At 60.9% G+C, this 25677-nt stretch carries 15 protein-coding genes; 9 read left to right on the forward strand and 6 right to left on the reverse strand.

Annotation, left to right across the window (positions count from 1 at the left end):
- Positions 1–40: 40 nt before the first annotated feature.
- A complete protein-coding gene (locus IB266_RS09715) occupies positions 41–4138 on the reverse strand; it encodes an Ig-like domain-containing protein (RefSeq protein WP_192261054.1) in 4098 nt (1365 codons plus the stop codon).
- Positions 4139–4235: 97 nt separating this feature from the next.
- On the opposite strand from IB266_RS09715, the gene IB266_RS09720 reads away from it, so the two are divergent.
- From IB266_RS09720 to IB266_RS09740, 5 genes are all read left to right on the forward strand, one after another.
- Positions 4236–8012 (forward strand): hypothetical protein, encoded by a 3777-nt coding sequence (locus tag IB266_RS09720; RefSeq protein WP_192261055.1) that lies wholly within the window; start codon positions 4236–4238, stop codon positions 8010–8012.
- Positions 8013–8118: 106 nt separating this feature from the next.
- The gene (locus IB266_RS09725; protein WP_192261056.1) at positions 8119–11265 is read left to right on the forward strand and encodes a hypothetical protein; all 3147 of its coding nucleotides are present in this window, start codon (positions 8119–8121) and stop codon (positions 11263–11265) included.
- A gap of 116 nt (positions 11266–11381) precedes the next feature.
- Complete coding sequence (locus tag IB266_RS09730) at positions 11382–15131, forward strand: Ig-like domain-containing protein (RefSeq protein ID WP_192261057.1); 3750 nt, start codon at positions 11382–11384, stop codon at positions 15129–15131.
- A 329-nt stretch (positions 15132–15460) separates the two neighbouring features.
- Positions 15461–16162 (forward strand): response regulator transcription factor, encoded by a 702-nt coding sequence (locus IB266_RS09735; protein ID WP_060741688.1) that lies wholly within the window; start codon positions 15461–15463, stop codon positions 16160–16162.
- 4 nt (positions 16163–16166) lie between these two features.
- Positions 16167–17468, forward strand: coding sequence for an ATP-binding protein (locus tag IB266_RS09740; RefSeq protein WP_192261058.1), 1302 nt, complete (start codon positions 16167–16169; stop codon positions 17466–17468).
- Between the two features lie 56 nt (positions 17469–17524).
- Here IB266_RS09740 and IB266_RS09745 read toward each other — a convergent pair whose 3' ends face one another.
- A complete protein-coding gene (locus IB266_RS09745) occupies positions 17525–18166 on the reverse strand; it encodes a DUF1345 domain-containing protein (protein WP_060741690.1) in 642 nt (213 codons plus the stop codon).
- A 41-nt stretch (positions 18167–18207) separates the two neighbouring features.
- Complete coding sequence (gene pncA, locus IB266_RS09750; RefSeq protein WP_192261059.1) at positions 18208–18861, reverse strand: bifunctional nicotinamidase/pyrazinamidase; 654 nt, start codon at positions 18859–18861, stop codon at positions 18208–18210.
- Positions 18862–19207: 346 nt separating this feature from the next.
- Between pncA and IB266_RS09755 the strand changes: the two genes are divergently transcribed.
- Positions 19208–21286 (forward strand): putative bifunctional diguanylate cyclase/phosphodiesterase, encoded by a 2079-nt coding sequence (locus IB266_RS09755; protein WP_192261060.1) that lies wholly within the window; start codon positions 19208–19210, stop codon positions 21284–21286.
- Positions 21287–21292: 6 nt separating this feature from the next.
- Here IB266_RS09755 and IB266_RS09760 read toward each other — a convergent pair whose 3' ends face one another.
- Positions 21293–22393 carry a DNA alkylation repair protein gene (locus IB266_RS09760; RefSeq protein ID WP_192261061.1) on the reverse strand — a complete coding sequence of 367 codons (1101 nt, stop codon included), beginning with the start codon at positions 22391–22393 and terminating at the stop codon, positions 21293–21295.
- Positions 22394–22658: 265 nt separating this feature from the next.
- On the opposite strand from IB266_RS09760, the gene IB266_RS09765 reads away from it, so the two are divergent.
- Positions 22659–22967 (forward strand): RcnB family protein, encoded by a 309-nt coding sequence (locus IB266_RS09765; RefSeq protein WP_192261062.1) that lies wholly within the window; start codon positions 22659–22661, stop codon positions 22965–22967.
- Between the two features lie 4 nt (positions 22968–22971).
- Here the strand turns inward: IB266_RS09765 and IB266_RS09770 are convergent, their stop codons facing one another.
- On the reverse strand, positions 22972–23295 hold the full coding sequence (locus tag IB266_RS09770) for a protealysin inhibitor emfourin (RefSeq protein ID WP_053122893.1): 324 nt from the start codon (positions 23293–23295) through the stop codon (positions 22972–22974).
- Positions 23295–24356, reverse strand: a complete 1062-nt coding sequence (locus IB266_RS09775) for a M4 family metallopeptidase (protein ID WP_192261063.1) — start codon at positions 24354–24356, stop codon at positions 23295–23297. The genes IB266_RS09770 and IB266_RS09775 overlap by 1 nt, the downstream gene beginning before the upstream one ends.
- Before the next feature lie 145 nt (positions 24357–24501).
- Here IB266_RS09775 and IB266_RS09780 point away from each other — a divergent pair, with 145 nt between their 5' ends.
- Positions 24502–24843, forward strand: a complete 342-nt coding sequence (locus IB266_RS09780) for an FKBP-type peptidyl-prolyl cis-trans isomerase (RefSeq protein WP_092254046.1) — start codon at positions 24502–24504, stop codon at positions 24841–24843.
- Between the two features lie 44 nt (positions 24844–24887).
- Positions 24888–25655 carry an ArsR/SmtB family transcription factor gene (locus IB266_RS09785; RefSeq protein WP_192261064.1) on the forward strand — a complete coding sequence of 256 codons (768 nt, stop codon included), beginning with the start codon at positions 24888–24890 and terminating at the stop codon, positions 25653–25655.
- Positions 25656–25677 lie beyond the last annotated feature (22 nt).

Raw genomic sequence — 25677 nt, forward strand, 5'->3', positions numbered from 1 at the left:
TGCCGCAGTGCAGGGTTCTTTGCGTTTGAAGCCGCTCACCTTACCGCCCGATGCCCAGGCCCGTGCCGATCGGGTTCAGGTCCCATAACCCCCATGTCGCACCGTTGGACATGGTCAGCGCATACATATACACCGGCGGCAGTGGAAACTTGACGCTGCTGGACCAGGTGTAGGCGCCCCCCCAAGGCCAGCGTCCCCGGTAGGCGGCGCTGATTGTATTCAACGTACCGAGGTCCGGAACGCTCAAGCCCCGTGAAGCGGCGACGTTGCGAATCGTCTGGTAATGCCCGCCTCCGAGGTTGTGACACAGCCAGACGCCTGTCACCGTAACGCTGTAGCTTTTTGCCTGCGCTGGGGTGGACGAATCGGTCACGGTGATGGTCGTGCTGCCATTGCGGCGAACGGTTACCAGCCCGGATTGATCGACCACTGCGGCTGCCTGGTTGCTCGAACTGTACCAATAGGGTGGTGTGCCGCCGCTGGCAATATGGCGTACCGACGTGCCGGCGCCGAAGTTGGGCAGCGCGGCACTCCCGACGAGCATGTAGGCCGCTCCACTCAAGGTGACGGGGCTTTGATTGAAGTTCAATGGTGGTGTTGGTGCGCGTACGGTAAAAGTTCGCGGTTGTGAAATGGGCACGTTTTCGCCGTACAAGGCTTTGGCGGTCAGGCTGTAGTTTCCAGGGCTCACCGCCAACTGTGGCAGGTGCCAGATACCTCCGGCATCGGCTGTGATTTCCGGGGCTGTCGTCGTGGTGCCCAGTATCTGCACGACTTGATAGGCACTGGCATTACCGCTCAAGGCCACCCGATTGTCGGTGGTGGTGGCGCCATTATTGAGTTCGCCGCGGGAGTCTCGAACGCTGCTGATAATCGGATTGACAACACCAGTCACCGTGAATGACCGCGGTGCGGAGGGCGGGACGCCTATGCCATAAAGCGCTTCGACCACCACGCTATAACGCTGCAGGGCCAAGGCGCTGAAGGTGGTGCTCCAAGCACCGTTTCCATCAGTCGGCTCTTCTGGAGCCGGCGTTGAAACCCCCGTGATTTTTACATTTTGTCTGGGATTGGCCTGGCCCTTCACCGTGACTTGCCGATTAGCGGTGTAGCCTTCATGAGCAATCTCACGCCAGACGTCACTGATGCTGGTAATGGTAGGGGCGTTGGCGGCTTCTACGGAAAAAGTCCGGGGTGATGAAACAAAGCCGCTGCCGTCCAGGGCGTGGGCGGTGAGCCGGTAAGATTTTACGCTTAGCGAGGTCATGATATGCGACCAGGCCCCGTCGATGTCTACCGGCACGATCGCTCCTGGAGCGTCGCGGTCATAGAGCTGGATACTGGAGTCGGGTGTCGCCGTGCCCCTCAATGTCACGCGGTTGTCGAGGGTGTTTTCTCCTTCACCCACTTCGCCCCAGGAGTCCCTGACGCTGGTGATCTCTGGCACGACCCAGTCATGATGCGTCTTGAAGGTGTAGCGGGTCAGGGGAAAGGTAAGCGCATAGATCTCTTCTGTTTCGGCGCTGAAGCCCACCTTGCATACCACGGTTAACGGTGTGTTGTGGCCGAGTCGTTCCAGCTCGGTTCGCAACGCCACTTCACTCAGGCCATTGGCGACCTGGTTGTCGTTCAGTTCATGGCTGTCCAGCAATGCAATGGAATAGGGCATTCCCATCCCAGTGTTGCCCTCGAGCCGGAACCAGATGCGTTGTTTGGCGGCGATGAATGGCCATTTTCCAAGGATGACGTTGGCGTTTCCGTTGAAGGTTGCCAGGTTCAGCACCAACGTCGTGTCGTTTGCCTGGGTAATCCGTGGCTTGGGCAACTGCTGTTCCGGATCCTGGAAGGCCAATACTTTCAGCGCCAGGGTGTCGGAAGGAAAGACGAAGCCTTTGTGCGTCACCTCATAACCGAGCATCACGTTACGGTTGATATTGGCTCCGACCACCGAGGCCGGGACGTTGAAAAGAACGCGGCCGGTGGTACTGCCGGGCAACTCCAGATCATCGGATGTACCCGCTCCGGGGGTACCCAGCCAATTCAAATGAACCCTGTGCGGCTGATCCATGCTTGCGTATCGCACCTCTACCGTGGCGCCGGCGAGTGCATTCATCGGATCGAGCTCATCTGCGGGCAAGGCTTCGATTACCACTGGCACGGGCAGTTCGCCCAGCAGGTCGCCGATGACCAGCTCAAGCAAGCCCGAGTAGCGATACCGGCCGGTGAGTTTTTCCAGGACGACATAACGAATCCGGACGATGTCGCTGATGTTCGGTTCGATGTACTTGCGCAGGATCGTAAAGTCCAGTTCCTTGCCGGCACTGGCTTGGGATATCGGTACCCAGTCGCTGGTGCTGCCATCTCCCGGGTTGCCATGCCAGTAGTAGGTGAGAATGTCGCCTTGGGCGGTGCCGAGGTAACCGATACGCAGTGTCACGCTGCCGGTATGAATGTCTGGATCCAGTTTGTCATCAGGCGCTTCAACGACCCGGGGCGCAGGGAGTTCGGCACGGATGACCTGGACCAAGGCATCGAGGATGTCGGACTCCCTGACGTCGTACACGATTGCGTCGTCGTTGGAGACCCAGTAGCTCAGTTTCAGGCTGCCTCCCCGCAGGACCTCGATGTGCTCACCGGGGACGAACATCATAATGTCCGTGCCGACTTCATTGTTGCTGACAATGTGCTCGTCTTCATGCAGGTATGGGCCTGCGTTGTTGGCCTTTTCACCCAACCAGACCAATTTGAGATGGTCGCCATCCTTCATTCCCGGATAAGCATGGATGATCGCTGTGGCGAAAGGCTGGTCCGGTTCGAGTATGTCCCCAACCAGTTCTCTAAGTGTCGGCGCGGGCAGGGTGGATAGCTGCCCCTCGACGCTGGCAAAGGCGTGTCTGGACGACAGGGGAGGATCACCGTTGGCTTTTTCCAGGGTATAGAAGGCGTCGCCAGATCCGCCCGCCAGGGCACGGATTTCAGCGTTGGGAATCTCGAACTCATAGACGGCGGGTAGATTGTTGATGACTTTGGATTGACGGTTTTCCAAGGGCAGGCCGATCACTGGCGTACCGATCCAGTTCATGTGCAATGTGTCGTTTAGGGCAAAATCGGGTGCGGACGCGAAAATCTGGATCGTCACGGGCTGTTTGCCCAGGGTCGGCAAATCGATCACGCCGTTGGAAGCTTCCTTGATAATGGGCGCGGACAGTCGCGCGGCGCCGGCGTCTACTGACACATAAGTGCGCAGGGAATATTTTTCGGCATAGTTCCAAACCAGATCGAACACCATGTAGTGCACCAGCAGTCGGGCGCTGTCTCCGCCAGCCAGGATGGTGTGCTGGTCGATCCTGATGAAGATCGAATCGGTCGTAGCCGCCTCTTGCGGGGTTATCTCGCGATATACAAAAGCACTACCCCAGGCCAACTGAATGGTGTCGTGGGCCGCACGGCCGGGATAGTGCATGATCTCAAGGTCGAAACCGTCCTTTGCGGAGCCGGCGTCCACCCCGTTATCGATCACATCCTGCGGAGGCAGCGGAGCCTTTAGCTCCGAATGGCCGGGGTTGTGAGGTTCTCTATCCCTGCCGCCCGGTCGATCCAGCTTGATTCGCAAGCGCCAGGGTGTCGAGCCGTCGCTGGGCGCGGTTTCGCCTACGCGGGTCAGCTTGAAGTGGAAGTTCTCGCCCCAGGTGGGGATGATTTTTTCGTGTGCCAGCGGCAAAAACAGACGCTTGTTAAGCCCTCCGACGGGGACAGTCTCCTGGGCGATGATTTCATCGTTCAGGTAGACATCGACATGGTCGCCCTCCTTCTGATCGTTCCACGGGTCGATGACGCCGAGTGCGTCCTTGGGTGGGTCTTCGGTCTGGGGCGGGATGGCGAGGTCGAAGACAATGTTGCGGTTGATCCCGAAGTCAGCATCGTTTACCGGGCTGGTCCAACCTGCAATGAACAATCCCCTGAGTTCCAGCGGTGCTTGGGAAGGGTCCAGGGGAGGAAGCAGCCAGGGCATGAACCGGGTCATGAGGAGTGTCCATTGAGAGGGGGGCTGAACCCTAATCTGCTGGTCGGTCGGGGGTTTGCCAACTGTCAGGATTGACAGGTTGAGTCGCCGTTGGTCGGTTATGATCGTGTTCATCGGCCACGCTCCTGCGGCTACTGTCAGCTCTGACAGTAGCCGCACATCGATTCCAGGCATTGAATAACCCCAGACCTCATCCGACTGGGACCCTGCCATGGACACTGCCGACACCACCCCCCTGGTATATGACGAGCTGGAGATTCCCGACGGCAACCCGGCGCATCCGCCGGTTCCCGCCGGTAGCGTCGGCATCAACATCGCCGCTGCCATGCTGGTCTTTCCCCACAAGGGGTTACGGCTGCTTCTACCGCCCTGGGGGGACAGCATGGGTCGGGGGGATGCCTTCCGGATCAAGTTGAACGATATCCCCGTGGTGACGGACTCTATCAATGAAGAGACCGAGGTGGGTCAGTGGGTCGAGCGGTATATCCCGGTCGGCGGGCTGATCGATGGCGACTTCAACCTGAACTATGACGTGAAGATACTGGGGGAACCCGACTACAGACCTTCAGCGGTGACGAAGATCCACGTCAAGATCACCAACGCTCCGCCCGGTGGCAAGGATCAGGATGGTGACACGCCCGGTCACTCCGAACTGAGACTGACGATCCCCACCGAGTTCCTGCCACCCGGTTTCGTGGACCAGGAAGCCGCCGAGCAAGGTGTCGAGGTGACTATCGAGCCTTACCCGATCATGGTCGAAGGGGACCGGATCAAGCTGTCCTGGGGCGGTGAAATCATTTGGAAAACAGTAGAGAGCGAGCATCTGCCGCCGCAGAGTGCGCCGCTGATCATTACCGTCGATGAAGCCACCATTCTCAAGGCCGGGGACACCGATACCAATGGACTGGCGGTGGTCTTTGAAGTCTACGACGTGGTGGACAACAAATCCGAAGACTGGAGTGCCGAAGTACGGGTGATTGTGGACACCGGTAACTCGCGTCTGGAGGCGCCGCTGATCAAGGAACTCGTCAATCTGGTGCTGGACGTGGACCAGCTCGGCGAGGCGGACCTGACCTTTCAGATAGTCGCGATGGGTGCCAACTTCAAGGTGGGCGATGAGGTCGAGATGCATTTGACGGGTACCACGGCGGAGGGGGAAAAGATCGACGAAGTCATCTTCGCGTCGGAAAAACTCCTCAGTGTCCCGAGTATCCTCGAGTTCAAACGCCCCAGCGCCGAGGTGCGACAGCTGGCCGGCGGTCCCCATGCGGCGTTTTTCTATCGGCTGATCAAGGCCGATGGCAGTGATGACTTGACCTCCAAGATACTCTCCCCACGGATCGTGGGCCGGGCCAATCCCCTGGCAGCGCCGATCCCCCTGGACGAGATCGCCGGCACCCTCGATCCCCAACTGCCCAGTACCACCATCGAGATCCCGCTGGACCCGGCCATGGAAGAGGGCAACGTCATTGCCTTGGTCTGGAACGGCATCACCGAAACCGGCAGCGCTTATACACCGGACTTGCCCCTGCATCCCCTCAGCCAGAACGAAGCGGAGGGCACTGTCCCGATCGAAATCGTCGTGGCCGGCGAGCACCTCACCGCCATTGAGGAAGGGACACTGGATCTGTACTACAAGCTGCTGCGCGATGCGGTGAGCCGGGAAGTCATCGAAGATGAATCGCTGCACGCCGACCCGCTCAGTATCGGCACTCCCGTGGCCGAATTACCTGTGCCGGTGGTCGAGGGCGAGAGCGATGGCGTGCTGGACCCGGCGGATAAACCGGACGGCACGCGCCTGATCGTCCGCCAATACAGCGGGCAAAAGGCCGGCGACCGGGTGCATATCTTGTGGTGGGGGTCGAACACCGGTCGGTATCGGGACTCGATTCGGGTCACTGAGATCACCGAGACTCAAAACATCCCGTTCACCATCGGCGCTCCGTTGATCGAGGGCAACCGGGATGGCACGGTGCGGGCGATGTATTGGGTTCGACGCCATGACGGCAGGACCAGTCCGTCAGAAATCTTGCAGATGAGGATCGGTGCCGGGATGGAGTTGACTGCGCCCAGCGTCAAGCAGGCCACCGGCAGCTCACCGACCCAGCAACTGAACCCGGTGGCGGCCAAGGATGCCTTGACCGTGGTGATTCCTGATTACGGCGTTCAGCCGGGCGATAAGGTCAGCGTCACCTGGGCCGGCACTGCAGGCGCGGGTTCTTACACCACGCCGGTAGGCGATTTGCCTGCCAGCCGGGAGATCGATCTTCCGGTCAGCGTGCTCGCCTATAACCTGGCGCGATCGGTGACGGTGACCTACACGGTGACCCGTGACGGCCGCGAAGAGCCGCCGTCAGCGCCGCTGACGCTGGCGGTGCAGGCAATGCCCGAGTCCAGTCTGGCAATGCCACTGATTCGCGAGGCGGCACAGGGCGGCATTGGCCCTGAGCTGGATCTGAATTCCATCAGTGCCGATGCCACTTGCCGGATCATTGTCTGGCCGTTGATTGCCCCGGATCAGGATGTGTGGCTGCGCCTCAAAGGCACCAAGGCCGACGGGACCGTTCCCTATGACCTGAATATCTGGGCGCCGCCGCCACGTGGTCCAAGGACCAGTCCAGTCTGGATCTCCCAAGGGCTTTATGACGTCCCGGTCGAGTATAGCTACCTGAAGGAGCTGAAGGACGGCAGCACCCTGACGATGGAGTTCAAGGCGGACTTGAGTCAGACCACCAACGAGGCCAATGCGCTGGCCTTTCCGTTGCGCACCTATACCGTCAGAGCAGTTGCCCTGGATGCACCGACCCTCACTGACATCCGAGACTCCAAAGGCACTGTCGTTGGCAGGATAACCGTCGAAACCAGCGTCACCGTCACCGGCACCGGCAGCAGCGGGCGACAGATCCAACTCATGGACGGCTCCAGCAACATTGGTAGCCCGGTCAGCGTTCCCGCCAACAGCACGAACTGGAGCACCAGGCTTACAGGTCTGACCGCCAAGAATTACAGCCTCAAGGCCCGAGCCCTCTATGGCACAGGTGTGCCCGACTCGGCTGTAAAAGCCTTCACCGTGACGGCACTTATTGTACCGACCCTCGCCAGCGTCAAAGACAGCAGCGGCGGGGAAATCCCGGACGGAACCACCACCACCAGCACCTCATTGGTACTGTCGGGTCAAGCCAGTAAAGACCAGACCGTCGAGATTTTCGAGGGAAGTGGGGGCGGCGCGCAGTCCAAGGGAGAAGCAACCGCGGATGCCACGACAGGCACCTGGACACGTCCGATCACGGTCGATCCAGGTGATCGCCGTCTGTATGCCCAGTCGCTCTATCACAGCTCTACCACCTACTCGAACGTACGGACCCTGCGCGTAGCCGGGCCATTCGCTGTCGGTCCAGGGCACGTGCCAATTAACGGCAACGGGGACTATCACGTGTTCCTTCATCCTGAATGGGAGCACGTCGGCCAACTTCTACCCCATCACATTTACACGATCCCCGTAACGGGAGGAACGCCACCCTATTTCTTCCAGGTCGTTGCATCCAATCCGGTGAGGGTGGTCAACGTAAACGTTTACGGGCAAGTCTATCCGGGGCGCAGCGCAGGCACTGCGACAGTCAGGGTAAGCGACTCAGGAGGAAACTGGGCAGACATCCAGGTTTCGGTTACATGGGTCACGCAGTGGGAGCAGGCAGCCTGGAGCGTAACGAAAGTTCAGGCAGACCAACACGTGCGCAATAAAGGTCTCACGTTACCAAGCCGACCCCAACTGGGGAATTTCTATAATGCGTTCAAAATATATGGCACGAATGTATGTGACGTGGTCGGTATCACCAATTACGGTCCTTCGCATGCAACGTGCTGGTTCTGGGAAGAGGAAATACATAGCAGCGGCAAGTGGTGGTACCGGAACCTCGGAGATGGTGGTGAAGCGGGGATCGGCCTCGCGTCTGCGATCAACAGCATCGGTTGGAGGAGATCGGGATAAGGTTCAAGAACGGTCCCGAGGTGCGCCTACTGTCAACTCTGACAGTAGGCACTTTCCCCTTTCAGGCATTGAATAAACCCAGACCTCATTCGACTGGGACCTTGCCATGGACACTGCCGACAACACCCCCCTGGAATATGACGCGCTGGAGATTCCCGACGGCGGCCCGGCGCATCCGCCGGCTCCAGCCGACAGCGTCGGCATCAACATCGCCGCTGCCAGGCTTGTCTTCCCCCACGACGGGTTACGGTTGCGTCTACCGCCCTGGGGGGACCGCATGGGGCGGGGGGATGCCTTCCGGATCAAGTTGAACAATATCCCCGTGGTGACGGGCTCTATCGACGAAGAGACTGAAGTGGGCCAGTGGGTTGAGCGGTATATCCCAGTCGGCGGGCTGGTCGATGGCGACTTCAACCTGAACTACGACGTGCGAATACTCGGGGAGCCCGGCTACACGTCCTCAGCGGTGACGAAGATCCACGTCAAGATCGATTTTGCCCCGCCCGGTGGCCAGGATCTGGACGGTGCAACGCCCGGTCACTCCGAACTGAGACTGACGATCCCCACCGAGTTCCTGCCACCCGGCTTCGTGGATCAGGAAGCCGCCGAGCAAGGTGTGCAGGTGACCATTGAGCCTTACCCGATCATGTTCGAAGGGGACCGGATCAAGCTGTCCTGGGGCGGTGAAATCATTTGGAAAACGGTAGAGAGCGAGCACCTGCCGCCGCAGAGTACGCCGTTGATCATTACCGTCGATGAAGCCACCATTCTCAAGGCCGGGGACACCGATACCAATGGGCTGGCGGTGGTCTTTGAAGTCTACGACGTGGTGGACAACAAATCCGAAGACTGGAGTGCCGAAGTACGGGTGATCGTGGACACCGGTAACTCGCGCCTGGAGGCGCCGCTGATCAAGGAAACGATCAATCTGGTGCTGGACGTGGACCAGCTCGGCGAGGCGGACCTGACCTTTCAGATCATCGCGGTGGGCGACTCCTTCAAGGTGGACGATGAAGTCGAGATGCATTTGACGGGCACCACGGCGGAGGGGGAGAAGATCGAAGAAGTCATCTTCGCGTCGGAAAAAATTCTCAGTGTCCCGAGTATCCTCGAATTCAAACGCCCCAGCGCCGAGGTACGGCAGCTGGCCGGCGGTCCCCATGCGGCTTTTTTTTATCGGCTGATCAAGGCCGATGGCAGTGATGACCTGGTCTCCAAGATCTTTTCCCCGCGGATCGTGGGCCGGGCCAACCCCCTGGCGGCACCGATCCCGCTGGACGAAATCGCTGGCACCCTCGATCCACAACTGCCCAGCACCACCATCGAGATCCCGCTGGACCCGGCCATGGAAGAGGGCAATGCCATTGCCTTGATCTGGAACGGTGTCACCGAGACCGGCAGCTCTTATACACCGGACTTGCCCCTGCATCCCCTCAGCCAGAACGAAGCGGACGGCAGCGTGCCGATTGAAATCGTCGTGGCCGGCGAGCACCTCACTGCCATTAATGGGGGCACGCTCGACCTGTACTACAAGCTGCTGCGCGATGTGGTGAGCCGGGAAGTGCTTGAGGAGGAATCGCTGCACGCCGACCCGCTCAGTATCGGCACTCCCGTGGCCGAATTACCTGTGCCGGTGGTGGAGGGCGAGAGCGACGGCGTGCTGGACCCGGCGGATAAACCGGACGGCACGCGCCTGATCGTTCGCCAATACGGTGGGCAAAAGGCTGGTGACCGGGTACATATCCTGTGGTGGGGGACGAACACCGGGCGGTATCGGGACTCGATTCGGGTCACTGAAATTACCGAGAATCAAAACATCCCGTTCACCATCGGCGCTCCGTTGATCGAGGGCAATCGGGATGGCACGGTGCGGGCGATGTACTGGGTTCGGCGGATCGGAGGTGGGACTTCTGCATCAGAGACCTTGCACATCACCATCGGCGTGCAGGCAATACCGACTCTCGATAACGTCAAGGACGCCAACGGCGCCGAAATTCCGGAGGGCACTGAAACGGTCACGACGACCGTTTCAGTGAACGGAACGGCCAGCAAAGGGCGTGATGTCGAGATCTACGATGGCAGCGGTTCAGGTGCCGTATTGAAAGGCACCGCAACAGCCGACTCCGTGACGGGGATCTGGTCGCTCGCGAACATCGCGGTTGCTGAAGGAGGGCATCGTTTTTATGCCAAGGCGCTTTACAACACCGCAGGGACACCTTATTCGAATGTACGGTTATTCACGGTGGGAGTGGCCATGACGCCAACCATCGCCTCGGTGAAGGATCCGCAGAACGAGATTCCCAACGGCACCACGACCACCGCGACGACCATCCTCCTCAGTGGCAAGGCGTCGAACAACCAGGAGGTCGAGATTTTCGACAACGGCACCACCTCGAAGGGCACCACGTCGTCCAACGCCAGCGGCGATTGGGACAAGGAGATCAGCGGACTTGCCATCGGCGGCCACAGCTTCACCGCAAAAGGTCTCTATGGTACCGAACCTGTCTCGGCCGCACGTACCCTGACGGTGACCGCCATCGTGACGCCAACGATCACGAATGTGAAAACAGCTACGGGCACGGAAGTGCCTGACGGCAGCGTAACTGACCAGGTCAATGTCACGCTGTTCGGCAAGGCCTCGGTCAACCAGAAGATTGAAATCTTCGACAGCGGTACCTCAAAAGGGCTTGCCGACGTCAACCGCGATGGTGACTGGAGCCAGCACCAGAACGGGATGGCAGAGGGTTTCCACAGCTTTACCGCCAAGGGCATCTATGGACCTGAGCCGGTGTCATGGGCACGCAGCTTTACGATTATTCGCGAAGTCTTTATCGACTTCGAGGACGTTCCACTAGGCGTCATCCCGGTGGGTTCATCGCTAGAGTTGCCAGGGCGCGCCACGATCACTGCTATAAAAGAGGGGTACCCGGGGCCTGTGGAAATCAGAAACTTTACTCAAGCGCCCGAGATCGTAAATCACGCCCTCCACATTGGCGGCGAAGGGGGAAAGGTCCGAATCGATTTGGAGAGGGCTGCGAGCTTTTTCCGTGTCGGCCACTATCACTATGCGCTTCAGTCTGTGGTCTGGTTGTACGATGAGCAGGATGTGCAGATCGTTAGCTTCTTGGTCCCTGATCCACTTGAAACGGGTGGAAAACGTTGGGTTGAATACACGGCACCAAGGCCCTTCAAACGCATTGATTTAATGCATGGACGCGGTGAAGCCCATTTCGATAATTTTACGTTGAGATGATCTCGCGCCGAATGAACAAGTGGTAGAAAGGTGCGGCTACTGTCAACTCTGACAGTAGCCGCGCATCGATTCCAGGCATTGAATAAACCCAGACCTCATCCGACTGGGACCCTGCCATGGACACTGCCGACAACACCCCCCTGGAATATGACGAGCTGAAGATTCCCGACGGCAACCCGGCGCATCCGCCGGCTCCAGCCGGCAGCATAGGGATCAACATCGCCGCTGCCATGCTGGTCTTTCCCCACAAAGGATTAAAGTTGTGTATACCGCCCTGGGGGGACAGCATGGGGCGGGGGGATGCCTACAGGATCAACTTGAACAATATCCCCGTGTTGACGGGCTCTATCAATGAAGAGACCGAGGTGGGTCAGTGGGTCGAGCGGTATATCCCGGTAGGCGGGCTGAACGATGGGGACTTCAACCTGAACTACGACGTGAAGATACTGGGAGAACCCGACTACAGGCCTTCAGCGGTGACGAAGATCCACGTCAAGATCACCAACGCTCCGCCCGGTGGCAAGGATCAGGATGGTGACACGCCCGGTCACTCCGAACTGAGACTGACGATCCCCACCGAGTTCCTGCCACCCGGTTTCGTGGACCAGGAAGCCGCCGAGCAAGGTGTCGAGGTGACTATCGAGCCTTACCCAATCATGGTCGAAGGGGACCGGATCAAGCTGTCCTGGGGCGGTGAAATCATTTGGAAAACGGTAGAGAGCGAGCATCTGCCGCCGCAGAGTACGCCGCTGATCATTACCGTCGATGAAGCCACCATTCTCAAGGCCGGGGACACCGATACCAATGGACTGGCGGTGGTTTTTGAAGTCTACGACGTGGTGGACAACAAATCCGAAGACTGGAGTGCCGAAGTACGGGTGATCGTAGACACCGGCAACTCGCGTCTGGAGGCGCCGCTGATCAAGGAACTCGTCAATCTGGTGCTGGACGTGGATCAACTCGGCGAAGCGGACCTGACCTTTCAGATAGTCGCGATGGGTGCCAACTTCAAGGTGGGCGATGAGGTCGAGATGCATTTGACGGGTACCACGGCGGAGGGGGAAAAGATCGACGAAGTCATCTTCGCGTCGGAAAAACTCCTCAGTGTCCCGAGTATCCTCGAGTTCAAACGCCCCAGCGCCGAGGTGCGACAGCTGGCCGGCGGTCCCCATGCGGCGTTTTTCTATCGGCTGATCAAGGCCGATGGCAGTGATGACTTGACCTCCAAGATACTCTCCCCACGGATCGTGGGCCGGGCCAATCCCCTGGCGGCACCGATCCCGCTGGACGAAATCGCCGGCACCCTCGATCCCCAACTGCCCAGTACCACCATCGAGATCCCTCTGGACCCGGCCATGGAAGAGGGCAACGCCATTGCCTTGATCTGGAACGGCATCACCGAAACCGGCAGCCCTTATACGCCTGACTTGCCCCTGCATCCCCTCAGCCAGAATGAAGCGGAGGGCACTGTCCCGATCGAAATCGTCGTGGCCGGCGAGCACCTCACTGCCATTAATGGGGGCACGCTCGATCTGTACTACAAGCTGCTGCGCGATGCTGTGAGCCGGGAAGTCATCGAAGATGAATCGCTGCACGCCGACCCGCTCAGTATCGGCACTCCCCTGGCCGAATTACCCGTGCCGGTGGTGGAGGGCGAGAGCGACGGCGTGCTGGACCCGGCGGATAAACCGGACGGCACTCGCCTGATCGTTCGCCAATATGGTGGGCAAAAGGCTGGCGACCGGGTGCACATCCTGTGGTGGGGGTCGAACACCGGTCGGTATCGAGACTCGATCAAGGTCACTGAAATCACCGAGACCCAAAACATCCCGTTCACCATCGGTGCCCCGTTGATCGAGGGCAACCGGGACGGCACGGTACGGGCGTTGTATTGGGTCCGGCGGGTTGGAGGGGGGACAAGTCCATCAGAAATCTTGCAGATGAGGATTGGTGCCGGGATGGAGTTGACCGCCCCCAGCATCAAGCAGGCCACCGGCAATTCACCGACCCAGCAACTGAATCCTGTCGCGGCCAAGGATGCGTTGACCGTGGTGATTCCTGATTACGGTGTCCAGCCTGGAGATAAGGTCAGTGTCACCTGGGCCGGCACTGCAGGAGGGGGTTCTTACACCAAGCCGGCAGGCGATTTGCCTGCCAGCCGAGAGATTGATCTTCCGGTCAGCGTGCTCGCCTATAACCTGGCGCGATCGGTGACGGTGACCTACACGGTGACCCGTGACGGCCGCGAAGAGCCGCCGTCAGCGCCCCTGACGCTGGCGGTGCAGGCAATGCCCGAGTCCAGCCTGGCAATGCCGCTGATTCGCGAAGCGGCACAGGGCGGCATTGGCAGCGAACTGAATCTGGGCAGCTTTACTGGTGATGCCCGTGTCACGGCAGCGCCCTGGCCACTGATCGCCGCCGGCCAGCGGGTCTGGTTGCGCTGCGAGGGCACTGCCAGCGATGGCTCGAATCACACGATTACGCTTTACACCGGCTCAGAGGTGATCTCGACCGAAGTGGGTCCCGGGCTGTCGAAGGCGATCCAGCGGGTCGAGCTTGAGAAACTGCGCGATGGTTCCGAGCTCAAGGTTGTGCTGGAGGTAACCTTCAACCGAAGCAGTAACCAGAGTGAGGCGCTGACCTTTCCGTTGCGCACCTATACGGTCAAAACCCTTGAACTGATCAGGCCGACCATCGACTCCGCCAAGGACCCGCATCAGGCGCCAATCACCAACGGTGGGTATACCGTCGAAACCAGCGTCACCCTGGGCGGCAGGGCGACGAAGGGCCAGAAGGTGGAGGTTCACGAAGGCGACGACTTGAAGGGCACCGCCGACGTCAACGGCGATGGCGTCTGGAGCCTGACAGTCAGCGGGCTCAGCGTGGCGCCTCATATCTTCACCGCGAAGGCGCTCTACGGTAACAATCCAATATCCGATGCCTGGGGGATTAATGTGGTTGCCGTCGCGCAGCCGACGATTACAGCGATCAAGGATCCCAACAATGCTGACATTCCCAACGGCGGTTATACCCTCTCCACCAGCGTCACTTTGCACGGTCGGGCCTCCCTGGGTATGCAAGTACAGATCTTTGAGGGTGCCGACCTGAAGGGCATCGCCGATGTCGACGGTTATGGTGACTGGAGCCTGCCGCTGAGCGGGCTCGCCGAGGGGCCCCATATCGTCAACGCCAAGGCGCTGTACAGCAATCAACCAGAGTCTGATTATCGGGGATTCAATGTAGCCAAGCAGTTGGTGGTCGATACCGGCCCCGTGTACCTCAGCGGGTTTTTCCTGTACATCGGACAGCCGCGAAACGGCACCCCCATGCCAGCCGGCACAACATTCAATCGTACCCCTCTATCGGGGAACCCTGGATACGCTTACTACACGTCGAACGGTAATGTCGCCCGCGTGGATGGCTACGGTACGGTCGAAGGGTGGGCCAACGGACAGGCGACGATCACGGTAGCCGATGCTTCGGGGCAAACAGCGTCTTATTCGGTGATCCGCTCGAACGCCTGGCAGATGACAATGATCAGCACCATCACAGGGGGGGAGGCGGCCAACTGGGCAAACTCCCAAGGGGCCGCGAACTCATTTGCCCAGCCCCCACGTCCGGACGGCGGCACCATGGAAGCCATTCGTACTTATTACGTGGTGCCCACGGGGTTCAACTACAGGCACTGGACCGGCGCGTTCGAGAATGGCAATCCCCTGTGGCCACTCTGGGCGAACCCCTACACGGGGGAGATCGGAACGCAGGCGATTCAGGATTATCTGGGCGCCTACTGTCGGATCCCCTACAACGCGGGCCAGGTGCTGGCGAGTATTCCAGACTCGCAACCGGACACTGACCAACGTTGATCCACCTAGCCGATACACCCCATGGACCATAGCCCCTCTGGAGAACACCGTGCGCGAGCGGTGCTCTCTGGCGGGCTATCGATTTCAGTATCTCTCAGGGGGTAATCCGGTAAAGCTTTGTAGACAGTGTGTGAAATTGTGTAAGGGGTTTGGCTCTGGGTGGGTGAGGGCGTATATCCTTGGTCGCTTGAGATTCTCTGCGTCTGGCAGGCCCTCATCGCGAGCAAGCTCGCTCCCACAGTGGTTTTTTGTCGTCCCCAAGACCCTTGTGGGAGCGAGCTTGCTCGCGATAGCGGCATGGCCGCGCCACAGCACTTTCTGGAAACACCATGCCCAACATCCTCCTGGTGGAAGACGACACCGCACTTTCTGAACTGATCGCCAGTTACCTGGAGCGCAACGGCTATCAGGTCAGCGTCCTCAGCCGTGGCGATCATGTGCGTGAGCGGGCGCGGGTCGATCCGCCGGACCTGGTGATCCTCGACCTGATGTTGCCGGGGCTGGACGGCTTGCAGGTCTGCCGCTTGCTGCGGGCCGATTCGGCGACCTTGCCGATCCTGATGCTCACCGCCCGGGATGACAGCCACGACCAGGTCCTGGGCCTGGAGATGGGCGCTGACGACTACGTCACCAAACCGTGTGAGCCTCGGGTGTTGCTGGCGCGGGTGCGCACCTTGTTACGGCGCAGCAGCCTCATCGAGCCGCAGACGGCCAACGACCGCATCCTGGTGGGCAACCTGTGCATCGACTTGTCCGAGCGCACGGTGACCTGGCGCGGGCAGGCGGTGGAATTGTCCAGCGGCGAATACAATCTGCTGGTGGTGCTGGCCCGGCATTCCGGCGAAGTGCTGAGCCGCGACCAGATTCTGCAACGCCTGCGGGGTATCGAATTCAACGGCACCGACCGTTCGGTGGACGTGGCGATTTCCAAGTTGCGGCGCAAGTTCGACGACAACGCCGACGAAGCCCGCAAGATCAAGACTGTGTGGGGCAAGGGCTACCTGTTCAGCCGTTCCGAGTGGGAATGCTGAGCCGATGTGGAAGCTGCTGATTCGCCTCTATCTGGTCACCATCGTGTCCTACAGCGCGGCGATCTACCTGATGCCGGAACTGGTGGTGCGCCTGTTCCATGAGCGTTTCCTGACCTACAACCTCGATTATTCCCGGGGCCTGCAAACCTTGTTGGTCAAGCAGTTCCGCGCTGTGCCCAGCGAACAGTGGCCGACGCTGGCGGCGCAAATGGACAAGGAATTCGACCCGCTGCGCATTCAACTGGCCGCCATCGATGACAACGGTTTCAGCGCCGAGGAACAGGCGCGTCTCAAGCGTGGCGAGAATGTGGTGCGCCTTGGCGACTGGGCCTGGCGAACCCTGGCGGCGGCACCGCTGGATGAGCGCATGGCGGTGAAGATGGTCGTGCCGCCGGACCCGGCCGATGTCAGCTGGTTGTACTGGAGCATCAACGTGTTGATCGGCGCGACGATGCTGGCTTGCCTGTTGCTCTGGTTGCGGCCTCACTGGCGCGACCTGGAACGCCTGCGGCGCACCGCCGAGCGTTTCGGCAAAGGTCATCTGGGGGAGCGTACGCACATCGCCTCCAGTTCGAACATCGGCAGCCTGGCCCATGTGTTCGACACGATGGCGGGGGACATCGAGAACCTGCTCAACCAACAGCGGGATCTGCTCAACGCCGTGTCCCACGAACTGCGCACGCCCCTGACGCGGCTCGACTTCGGCCTGGCCCTGGCGCTGTCCGATGACCTGCCGGCACCCAGTCGTGAGCGTCTGCAAGGGCTGGTGGCGCACATTCGCGAGCTGGATGAGTTGGTGCTGGAGCTGCTGTCCTACAGCCGGTTGCAAAACCCGCAACACTTGCCCGAACGGGTCGAAGTGGCGCTGGACGAGTTCATCGACAGCATCCTGGGCAGCGTCGACGAGGACCTGGCGGCGCCGGACGTGGTGATCGACGTGTTGTTGCATGGGACGCTGGAGCGTTTTGTGCTGGACCCACGGCTGACCGCACGGGCGTTGCAGAATCTGCTGCGCAATGCCATGCGTTATTGCGAAAAGCACATCCAGATCGGCGTGCTGGTGGGTGATCAAGGCTGTGAGATCTGGGTCGACGACGACGGCATCGGCATTCCCGACGGCGAACGCGAGCGGGTGTTCGAGCCGTTCTACCGCCTGGACCGCAGCCGCGATCGCGCCACGGGCGGCTTCGGTCTCGGCCTGGCCATCAGCCGCCGGGCCCTGGAGGCCCAGGGCGGCACACTCACCGTCGAGGCCTCGCCTTTGGGTGGGGCACGTTTCAGGCTGTGGCTGCCAACACCGCCCTGAATCCTGTGGCGAGGGAGCTTGCTCCCGCTGGAGCGCGAAGCGGTCCCAATGGCCCCTTACCCAAACAACCCCGCCGCAATATTGATCGAAAACCCCAGGATCGCCGTGTTGAACACAAACCCGATCAACGACTGCGCCAATACGATCTTGCGCAGTTGCCGGGTGGCGACCCCCACGTCGGACGTCTGCACCGCTACGCCGATGGTGAAAGAGAAATACAGGAAATCCCAATAGTTGGGCGTGGTCAGCCCTTCGGCAAAGCGCAGTGCCGGCTCCTTGCCCTCCCAGGTGTAATACAGCCGTGCGTAGTGAACGCTGAAAATCACCCCGATCAGCAACCATGAGCCGATCACGGTCATTGCCGTGAAGCCGTAGTGCAACAGCTTGCCAGCGGCCTGCAGGTCGCGGCTGCCGGCCAGCTCGAAGGTGATGGTCGCCAGGCTGGCCAAGGCCGCGACGCAGACCGTCAGCAGCACCAGCCCGGCATTTTCATCTTCGATTTCGGCGATGCGTTTCACATCGGGCGCCTTGGCCCGCACGGTCAGCCAGAACATCAGCACCAGGTAGGTCCAGACCCCGGCATTCCAGCCGATCAGGATCTTGCTGATGATCGAGTCCACGGGAGCCAGGATACCCACCGCCAGGCCAAGGACCGTGGCGCTGGAAAGGCGCGGGTGAGTGCGGGCGAGGAAGGGCATGGAGGCTCACTGTCCGGAAAAGAGGCGCCTAGTATGGGCCATCAAGCGAAGGGGCGACCGTCTATCGCGCTGGATTCGATCAATTGCACGCCCGCTTCCTGCATCCGCCGGATCGCCGCCTCCATCGAGCCCTCCCTGTCGATGCCCCGGCAGGCGTCCAGCACCACAAACGCGTTGAACCCGGCCAGCCGGGCATCCAGTGCCGAAAACATCACGCAGAAATCCAGGGCCAGGCCCACCAGGTAGACGGTGTCGATGCCGCGTTCCTTGAGGTAGCCGGTCAAACCGGTCGGGGTCTGGTGGTCCGCTTCCATGAAGGCCGAGTAGCTGTCGATGTCCGGGTTGCAGCCTTTGCGAATGATCAGCTTGGCATGGTTAAGCCTGAGTGCCGGGTGCAGCGCGGCACCGTGGCTGCCCTGTAGGCAGTGGTCGGGCCAGAGTGTCTGCTCGCCGTAGGGCAATTGGACGGTGTCGAAAGGTTGCTTGCCCGGGTGACTGGAGGCAAACGAGGCGTGCCCGGCCGGGTGCCAGTCTTGCGCGAGGACGACGTGCCTGAATGATTGGCCGAGCTGGTTGATCAACGGCACGATCTCATCACCTCCTGGCACGGCCAGTTGGCCGCCGGGGATGAAGTCGTTCTGTACATCGATCACCACGAGTGCAGTGGTCAAGGCTCGGTTGGCTGGAACGCTCATGAGTGGAATCCTCCTTGAAGTGGTTCTTCGAGAGTAGCTGAACGCCCCGGGGGCCGGTGTGCAGACTGATCCACAGCTATCGCGAGCAAGCTCGCTCCCACACTGGATCTCCAGTGAATCCAAAACCTGTGCCCGGCCCAAATCCCACAATGGAACTGCGGTGAACGCATGATGGATGGCTTGCAGAAAAAATCTCCCTGCGCGGGGTCGTGTCTTTCGTCGAAAATATTCCAGGTTTGATGGCTTTTTGACATTTGGTTCGTGCGTCCCTGTCACGATTCAGTACAATCGCCGGCCTCCAACCGGGCATGGAAGCAGTCCGGTTCTCCAGTTACGAGAAAAAACCATGCTCATCGGCAGTTATTCCCCCGCCCTCGTTTCGATCTCCTTGTTTGTTGCCGTGCTGGCTTCCTACACCGCGCTGGATCTGGCCGGGCGTATCGCGACCGCCCAGGGGCGCGCCGCGCATTGGTGGATGACTGGGGGCGCGCTGGCGATGGGGGTGGGTATCTGGTCCATGCACTTCATCGGCATGCTGGCGTTCACCTTGCCGGTTGAGCTTGGCTACGATATTTCGATCACCGCGCTGTCACTGCTGACCGCCATTCTTTCCAGCGGTTTTGCCCTGTGGCTGGTTAGCCAGCCGCGATTGCCGGCTTGGCAGTTGGCCTTCGGTGCGCTGATCATGGGCGCCGGGATCAGCGCCATGCATTACACCGGCATGGCCGCGCTGCGGATGCAGCCGGGCATCGATTACGATCCGACGCTGTTCGGGGCTTCGCTGGTGATTGCTGTCGGCGCGTCGGCGGCGGCGCTGTGGATTGCCTTCCGCCTGCGCCAGAACACCCCTCACGTGCGTCTGGCTCGCGCGGGCGCCGCGGTGGTCATGGGCATCGCCATTGTCGGCATGCACTACACCGGCATGGCCGGGGCGCGGTTCAGCGAGGGCAGCTTTTGTGGTTCCCTGGACGGCTTGAGCGGCAAGGGCCTGGACAATCTGGTGTTGATCACCACCCTGGCGGTGTTGGCCATTGCCTTGCTGACATCGATTCTCGATGCGCGCCTGGAAGCCCGCACCGCCGAGCTGGCCCAGTCCCTGACCCGGGCCAACCGGGAACTGACTCAGTTGGCCCTGCACGACCCCCTCACCGAACTGCCCAACCGTGTGTTGCTGGCCGATCGGATCGACCAGGCCATGCATCGGGTGCAGGAGCAGGGCGGCTGCTTCGCCTTGATGTTCATCGACCTCGATGGTTTCAAGCCGGTCAACGATGCCTTTGGTCACCACATGGGCGATTTGTTGCTACGGGACGTGGCCCTGCGCTTGCGCGAAGACCTGCGCAGCCAGGACACCCTGGCGCGGATCGGCGGTGATGAGTTCGTGCTGCTGGTGCAACTGGCCGAACCCGACGATGCCCTGCGACTGGCGGCACGCCAGGTCGGCTTGATCGGGCGCACGTTCCGGGTGTCTGAACATGACTTGCAGATCTCCGCCAGCGTTGGCATCGCCCTTTACCCCGGCAACGGCCAAAGCGCTGAAGAGCTGCTGATGAACGCCGACGCGGCGATGTACCACGCCAAGGGCGCCGGCAAAAACGGCTACAGTTTTTTCGACGCCTCGATGAACAGCAACGCCCGCAAGCAATTGCAGCTGTTGCAAGACTTGCGCATGGCCGTCGAACAGCGGCAGTTCAGCCTGCATTACCAGCCCAAGTTCGATGCGGCCAATGGCCGTCCGGTCGGGGCCGAAGCCTTGTTGCGCTGGACCCACCCGACCCAAGGCCTGTTGATGCCCGACACGTTCATCGACCTGGCGGAAAAGACCGGGTTGATCATCCCCATCGGCGAATGGGTGTTGAACGAAGCCTGCCGGCAGATGCGCGAATGGTACGTGCTCGGTTATACCGACTGGCGCATCGCGGTGAACCTCTCGGCCTTGCAGTTCTGCCACACCGGTCTGGTGCAGAGCGTGGCCAAGGCGTTGGAAACGCATAAGTTGCCGGCCAACAGCCTGACCCTGGAAATCACCGAAACCACCGCCATGAGCGATGCGGACGCAAGCATGACGGTGTTGCAACTGCTCTCGGACATGGGCGTGGATTTGTCCATCGACGACTTCGGCACTGGCTATTCGAGCCTGATGTACCTCAAGCGCCTGCCGGCCAACGAGCTGAAGATCGATCGCGGCTTCGTGCGGGACCTGGAGCACGACAGCGATGACGCGGCCATCGTCTCGGCCATCGTCGCCCTCGGCCAGGCCCTGGGCCTGCGGATCGTCGCCGAAGGCGTGGAGACCGATGTGCAACAAGACTTCCTGACCCAGTTGGGCTGCGATTCGCTGCAGGGCTATCTGTTGGGCCATCCGCTGCCGGCCGAGCGTTTCCTGCAGGAAATCCGCCAGGCGAAAACCGTGGCGATAGCCTGACGCCCCTCAGACGATCTCGAACGCCGTGCTGCCCAGCCGCTCGCCGTTGACCAGCAGGTGCACGGCATGCCGGCCCGCGTAGTGTTTGCGGGTGGTCAGCTCGCGAATATATTGCGAACGGCTGAGGTTGACGCGCCCCTGGGCGGGCAAATCGAAGGTCTTGAGTTTGAAGACCTTGGCCGAGGTGCCGCCCGAGGCTTTCACGTAGTCGACGGCGTAGTCGATCACCAGACGCTGGCTCTGCCCGAGGGTTGATTGCACCGTGAAGGACAGCGTGACCTGTTCGCCCAAGCGAATCACCGCCGGCGTCACCTGCAAATCCAGCACTTGGACCTGCGCCTTGCCGCCGGCGCCGATGACCCCCAGCGCCCTGGGGTTGCCTTGTTTGATCAAGCTACGCAGCGCATGCCGGGCAATCCACGCGGTGTGGCGGTCTTGCAAGGGCCAGCCTTCGATCTGGTCCAGCACCCAGTCGGGATGCTGCTTGGTGACGTCGTTGAGGTGGTTGGCCACGGATTTGCGCACATAAAGGCTGTCGTCGGCCTTGAGCGTGTCGAGGATCGCGGCGGCCAGGTCGGGGTTGGCCTGGATCGGCTCCAGGTGAAACGACCACGGCAGGCTTGGCCGGCTGCCTTCGCTGGCCAGGCGGCGCACGTGTTCGTTGGCGTCCAGTGCCCAGCCGTGCATGACCTTGAGGGTGCGTTCCAGGTCGTCCCGCAAGAAGTGCCGCACGGCGAATTCCGACGAGCCGAACCGAGTGAAATACTGCAGCGCGTCCAACGACACGTCGAAGTGATTGCGGCCGTAAGACGCCACGTAGTGCGGCAGGAACATGCTGACAAACATGCTGTTCAGGCGCGGGGCCAGGGCGCGCAGCACCTCCAGCGACGCTTCATAATCGAGAGGCAGCACCGCGTGCAGGCACTCGCTGACCCGGGCCATGCGCTGCATCACCGATAACTCGGCCAGCCCGTCGTTGGCCATGCGCAAGAATGCCTTGGCGTCGAAGGTCGGATACACCGCGCGCATTTCGCTGGCGATGTGTTCCAGGCGGGCGTTGTTGAAGATTTCCTTGAGGGCAGGGGAGGCAGTGGTCGGGGTCGTCATGGCAGGGTCCGTCGTGCAGGGCTTGTCACTATATCCCGTGGCGAGGGAGCTTGCTCCCGCTCGGCTGCGTTGTAGGAGCTGCCGAAGGCTGCGATCTTTTGATCTTTCGCTTGGGATTCAAGTGTCTTGGGAAAGATCGCAGCCTCGTTGCACTCGACAGCTCCTACGAGTTCCTGCGAATTCCTACGAGCTTCTACGGTAAAAGGAATGATTTGCCGCCCGCGAAGTCCCAGATTCAGTCCCTCGAATAACTGGAGTTTTTTCTATGCGCAAACCCACCCTGATCGCCAGCCTGGTCCTGATTGCCGGCCTTGGAGCCCTTGGGCCTGTTGCGCAAGCGGTCGAGAAAACTGGAGACGCCCTGGAGCATTCGCCGAGCAATGGCCGCAGGCTGGTGGAGAACGACCGGGTACCGGCGGACTACCAGCGCGCGGACAGGGGCATGAAAGACTGGAAACAGAAGAAGCTGGAACAGCCGACAAGCGAGCAGCAATGGGTGCAGATCGACGACAAGTACCTGCTGATCGAAACCGTGTCCGGCGCGATCGTCAAGATCGTGCCGGCCACACGTTAAATCTTCAGAGCACTTCGCCTTTGTCCCATAGGTGAACCAGCTCGCCGGGTGCCCGGTCCTCGGGCACCTGCAGCACCATCTCGTCGTCCTGGTCGTTGGCGCGATAACGCACCTCGATCTGGAAAAACCGCTGGTCGCCGCGCCCGGGCGTGGAGGAGGTCAGCGGCAGGCAGCCCTCCAGGACCGAACAGATGCGTGTGCGCTGGTCGAGGTCGCACTGGGCGAACTCGATTTCCCGTGGTCGGGTCAACGCATGGATGGCGGCCACGCCGCCCTGGCGCGACAGCCGTACCACGGCTTTGTCGTCGAGGTCTGGAAGGGTTTTCATCAGCTCTCCTGTGTCAGGTCGACGCCGACCTGGGCCCAGCCGTTCTGCACCGCTTGCACTTCCCGCGTGCCGAAGCGCTGGCGGGCATGCTCGACGGTCAGGCGGGCGAAGGCGCTGAAGGACGCGTCATTGGCCAGTCTTCGGTCGCACAAGGTTTCATACCAGATCCGGCCGGCCTTTTCCCAGGCAAATCCGCCCAGCGTGGTCGCCACCAGATAAAAGGCCCGGTTGGGAATGCCGGAATTGATGTGCACGCCACCGTTGTCTTCACGGGTAATCACGAATTCGCGCATGTGCGCCGGTTGCGGGTCCTTGCCCAGCAGCGGGTCATCGTAGGCGCTGCCGGGGTTGGACATGCTGCGCAGGCCGTCGCCGTTGATCTTGTCGGTGAGCAGGTCGGCGCCGATCAGCCAGTCGGCCTGGTCGGCGGTCTGTTCGAGCACGAACTGCTTGACCAGCACACCGAACACGTCGGAGATGGACTCGTTCAACGCACCGGACTGGTTGGCGTAGATCAACCCGGCTTCGCTTTCGGTGACGCCATGGGCCAGTTCGTGAGCCACCACGTCCAGGGAGCGGGTGAAGCGCTGGAAGATTTCGCCGTCGCCGTCGCCGAATACCATCTGTGCGCCGTTCCAGAAGGCGTTCTCATAGCCCTGGCCGTAATGCACGCTGCCCACCAGGGCGAAGCCTTTGTTGTCGATGGAATCGCGCCCCAGGACCTTCCAGAAAAAATCATAGGTGGCGCCCAATGCATCGTAGGCCTCGTCCACGGCCGGGTCGCCACTGGCCCGCTGGCCTTCCAGGCGTACCGGCTGGCCGGGCAGTTCCATACTGTTCTGGGCGTCGTGCACGCTGCGTTGCGGGTGTCCGGCCTTGCCGGGCTTGGGCAGCGCCGCCGCGACGGGCGGGGTGCTGGGCGGGCCAGGGTTGTGCCGCAGGTTGCGCACGTGGGTCAAGGTGCCGAGGGCGCTGGAACGTTGCTGTTCGGAACCGTGGGCGATGATGCGGTTGAGGATGTACGGCGGAATGAAGCCGTGGAGCGGACGAGAGTCGATCATCAGAAAGTCCTTATCTGAAATGCAGGGTCGATACCCATGTGAACCGAATAGGCCGTTGCGGTTCCCTGATGCAGGGCAGACAACGTTTGCCATGCGTCCTGATTTCTGCGAAAACCTCGCGCCTGGATCACACGAGGGATACGCCATGAATGAAGAACTGCAAATCATCGACCTGCAACAGGGCGACGGCAAAAGCGTAGTCAAAGGTGCGCTGATCACCACCCAATACCGCGGCACCCTCGAAGACGGCACCGAATTCGATTCGTCCTACAGTCGCGGCAAACCCTTCCAATGCGTGATCGGCACCGGTCGTGTCATCAAGGGCTGGGACCTGGGCCTGATGGGCATGCAAGTCGGTGGCAAGCGCAAGTTGCTGGTGCCGGCCCACCTGGCCTACGGTGAACGGTCCATGGGCGCACACATCAAGCCCAACGCCAACCTGATCTTTGAAATCGAGTTGCTGGAAGTGCTGACCCGGGACGATTGAGGGCAGAAACCGCTCGGTGCGCTTGTTCCATTGAGGAGTGAAGTATGAACGCAGAACGTCATGACGTAGGCGTGTCCCAAGTGGCCGCAGCGATTGCCGAGCCGGCCCGTACCCGAATGCTCTGCGCCTTGATGGATGGCCATGCCCGCACCAGCACCGAATTGGCGAGCATTGCCGAGGTCAGCGCCTCGACCGCCAGCGCCCACCTGGCGAAACTCAAGGACCTGGCCTTGGTGCGCCTGCATGTCCAGGGCCGGCATCGCTATTACAGCCTGGCGGACCCACGCGTCGCCCAGGCCCTCGAAGCACTGATGGTGATCGGCCAGAACGCCGCGCCGACCTTCACGCCACGCACACCGGATCGCCTGCAATTCGCTCGCACCTGCTACGACCACATGGCTGGCACCCTGGCGGTGCGGCTGCATGATCGCCTGATCGAGGCCGGATGGTTGGAGGTGGTGCAAGGCCAGGACTATCGGCTGAGTGAGTCCGGCGAGGCGTTGTTCGTGGGCTTTGGCATAGACGTCCAATCACTCGCCACGCGACGGCGTCGATTCGCCTGCCCGTGCCTGGACTGGAGCATGCGCCGTTCGCACCTGGGCGGTGCACTGGGGGCGGCGTTGCTGCAGTTGGCGATCAAGCGCAAATGGCTGGTCCAGGACCTGGATAGCCGGGCCCTGGGGTTGACGGCCAGTGGGCGCCGGGAGCTGGCGCGGCGGTTTGGGGTCAGTGTCGAAATCGACGGCAAACCCACTGGCGCTATCGCGAACAAGCTCTCTCCCACAGTGGGCCAGCGCCGAACACAAGGTTGATACCCACCGACAAACCCTGTGG

The sequence above is a fragment of the Pseudomonas sp. Pdm06 genome, from assembly GCF_014851795.1.
In the GTDB taxonomy this organism is placed as follows: Bacteria; Pseudomonadota; Gammaproteobacteria; order Pseudomonadales; family Pseudomonadaceae; genus Aquipseudomonas; species Aquipseudomonas fluorescens_AA.

Excerpts from the sequence above, each read along its gene's own strand:
- IB266_RS09725 (WP_192261056.1), top strand. The coding sequence starts at position 8,119 with ATGGACACTGCCGACAACACCCCCCTGGAATATGACGCGCTGGAGATT.
- IB266_RS09740 (WP_192261058.1), top strand. The coding sequence starts at position 16,167 with ATGTGGAAGCTGCTGATTCGCCTCTATCTGGTCACCATCGTGTCCTAC.
- IB266_RS09770 (WP_053122893.1), bottom strand. The coding sequence starts at position 23,295 with ATGAAAACCCTTCCAGACCTCGACGACAAAGCCGTGGTACGGCTGTCG.
- IB266_RS09715 (WP_192261054.1), bottom strand. The coding sequence starts at position 4,138 with ATGAACACGATCATAACCGACCAACGGCGACTCAACCTGTCAATCCTG.
- IB266_RS09730 (WP_192261057.1), top strand. The coding sequence starts at position 11,382 with ATGGACACTGCCGACAACACCCCCCTGGAATATGACGAGCTGAAGATT.
- IB266_RS09765 (WP_192261062.1), top strand. The coding sequence starts at position 22,659 with ATGCGCAAACCCACCCTGATCGCCAGCCTGGTCCTGATTGCCGGCCTT.
- pncA (WP_192261059.1), bottom strand. The coding sequence starts at position 18,861 with ATGAGCGTTCCAGCCAACCGAGCCTTGACCACTGCACTCGTGGTGATC.
- IB266_RS09785 (WP_192261064.1), top strand. The coding sequence starts at position 24,888 with ATGAACGCAGAACGTCATGACGTAGGCGTGTCCCAAGTGGCCGCAGCG.
- IB266_RS09755 (WP_192261060.1), top strand. The coding sequence starts at position 19,208 with ATGCTCATCGGCAGTTATTCCCCCGCCCTCGTTTCGATCTCCTTGTTT.
- IB266_RS09745 (WP_060741690.1), bottom strand. The coding sequence starts at position 18,166 with ATGCCCTTCCTCGCCCGCACTCACCCGCGCCTTTCCAGCGCCACGGTC.
- IB266_RS09760 (WP_192261061.1), bottom strand. The coding sequence starts at position 22,393 with ATGACGACCCCGACCACTGCCTCCCCTGCCCTCAAGGAAATCTTCAAC.
- IB266_RS09720 (WP_192261055.1), top strand. The coding sequence starts at position 4,236 with ATGGACACTGCCGACACCACCCCCCTGGTATATGACGAGCTGGAGATT.
- IB266_RS09735 (WP_060741688.1), top strand. The coding sequence starts at position 15,461 with ATGCCCAACATCCTCCTGGTGGAAGACGACACCGCACTTTCTGAACTG.
- IB266_RS09780 (WP_092254046.1), top strand. The coding sequence starts at position 24,502 with ATGAATGAAGAACTGCAAATCATCGACCTGCAACAGGGCGACGGCAAA.
- IB266_RS09775 (WP_192261063.1), bottom strand. The coding sequence starts at position 24,356 with ATGATCGACTCTCGTCCGCTCCACGGCTTCATTCCGCCGTACATCCTC.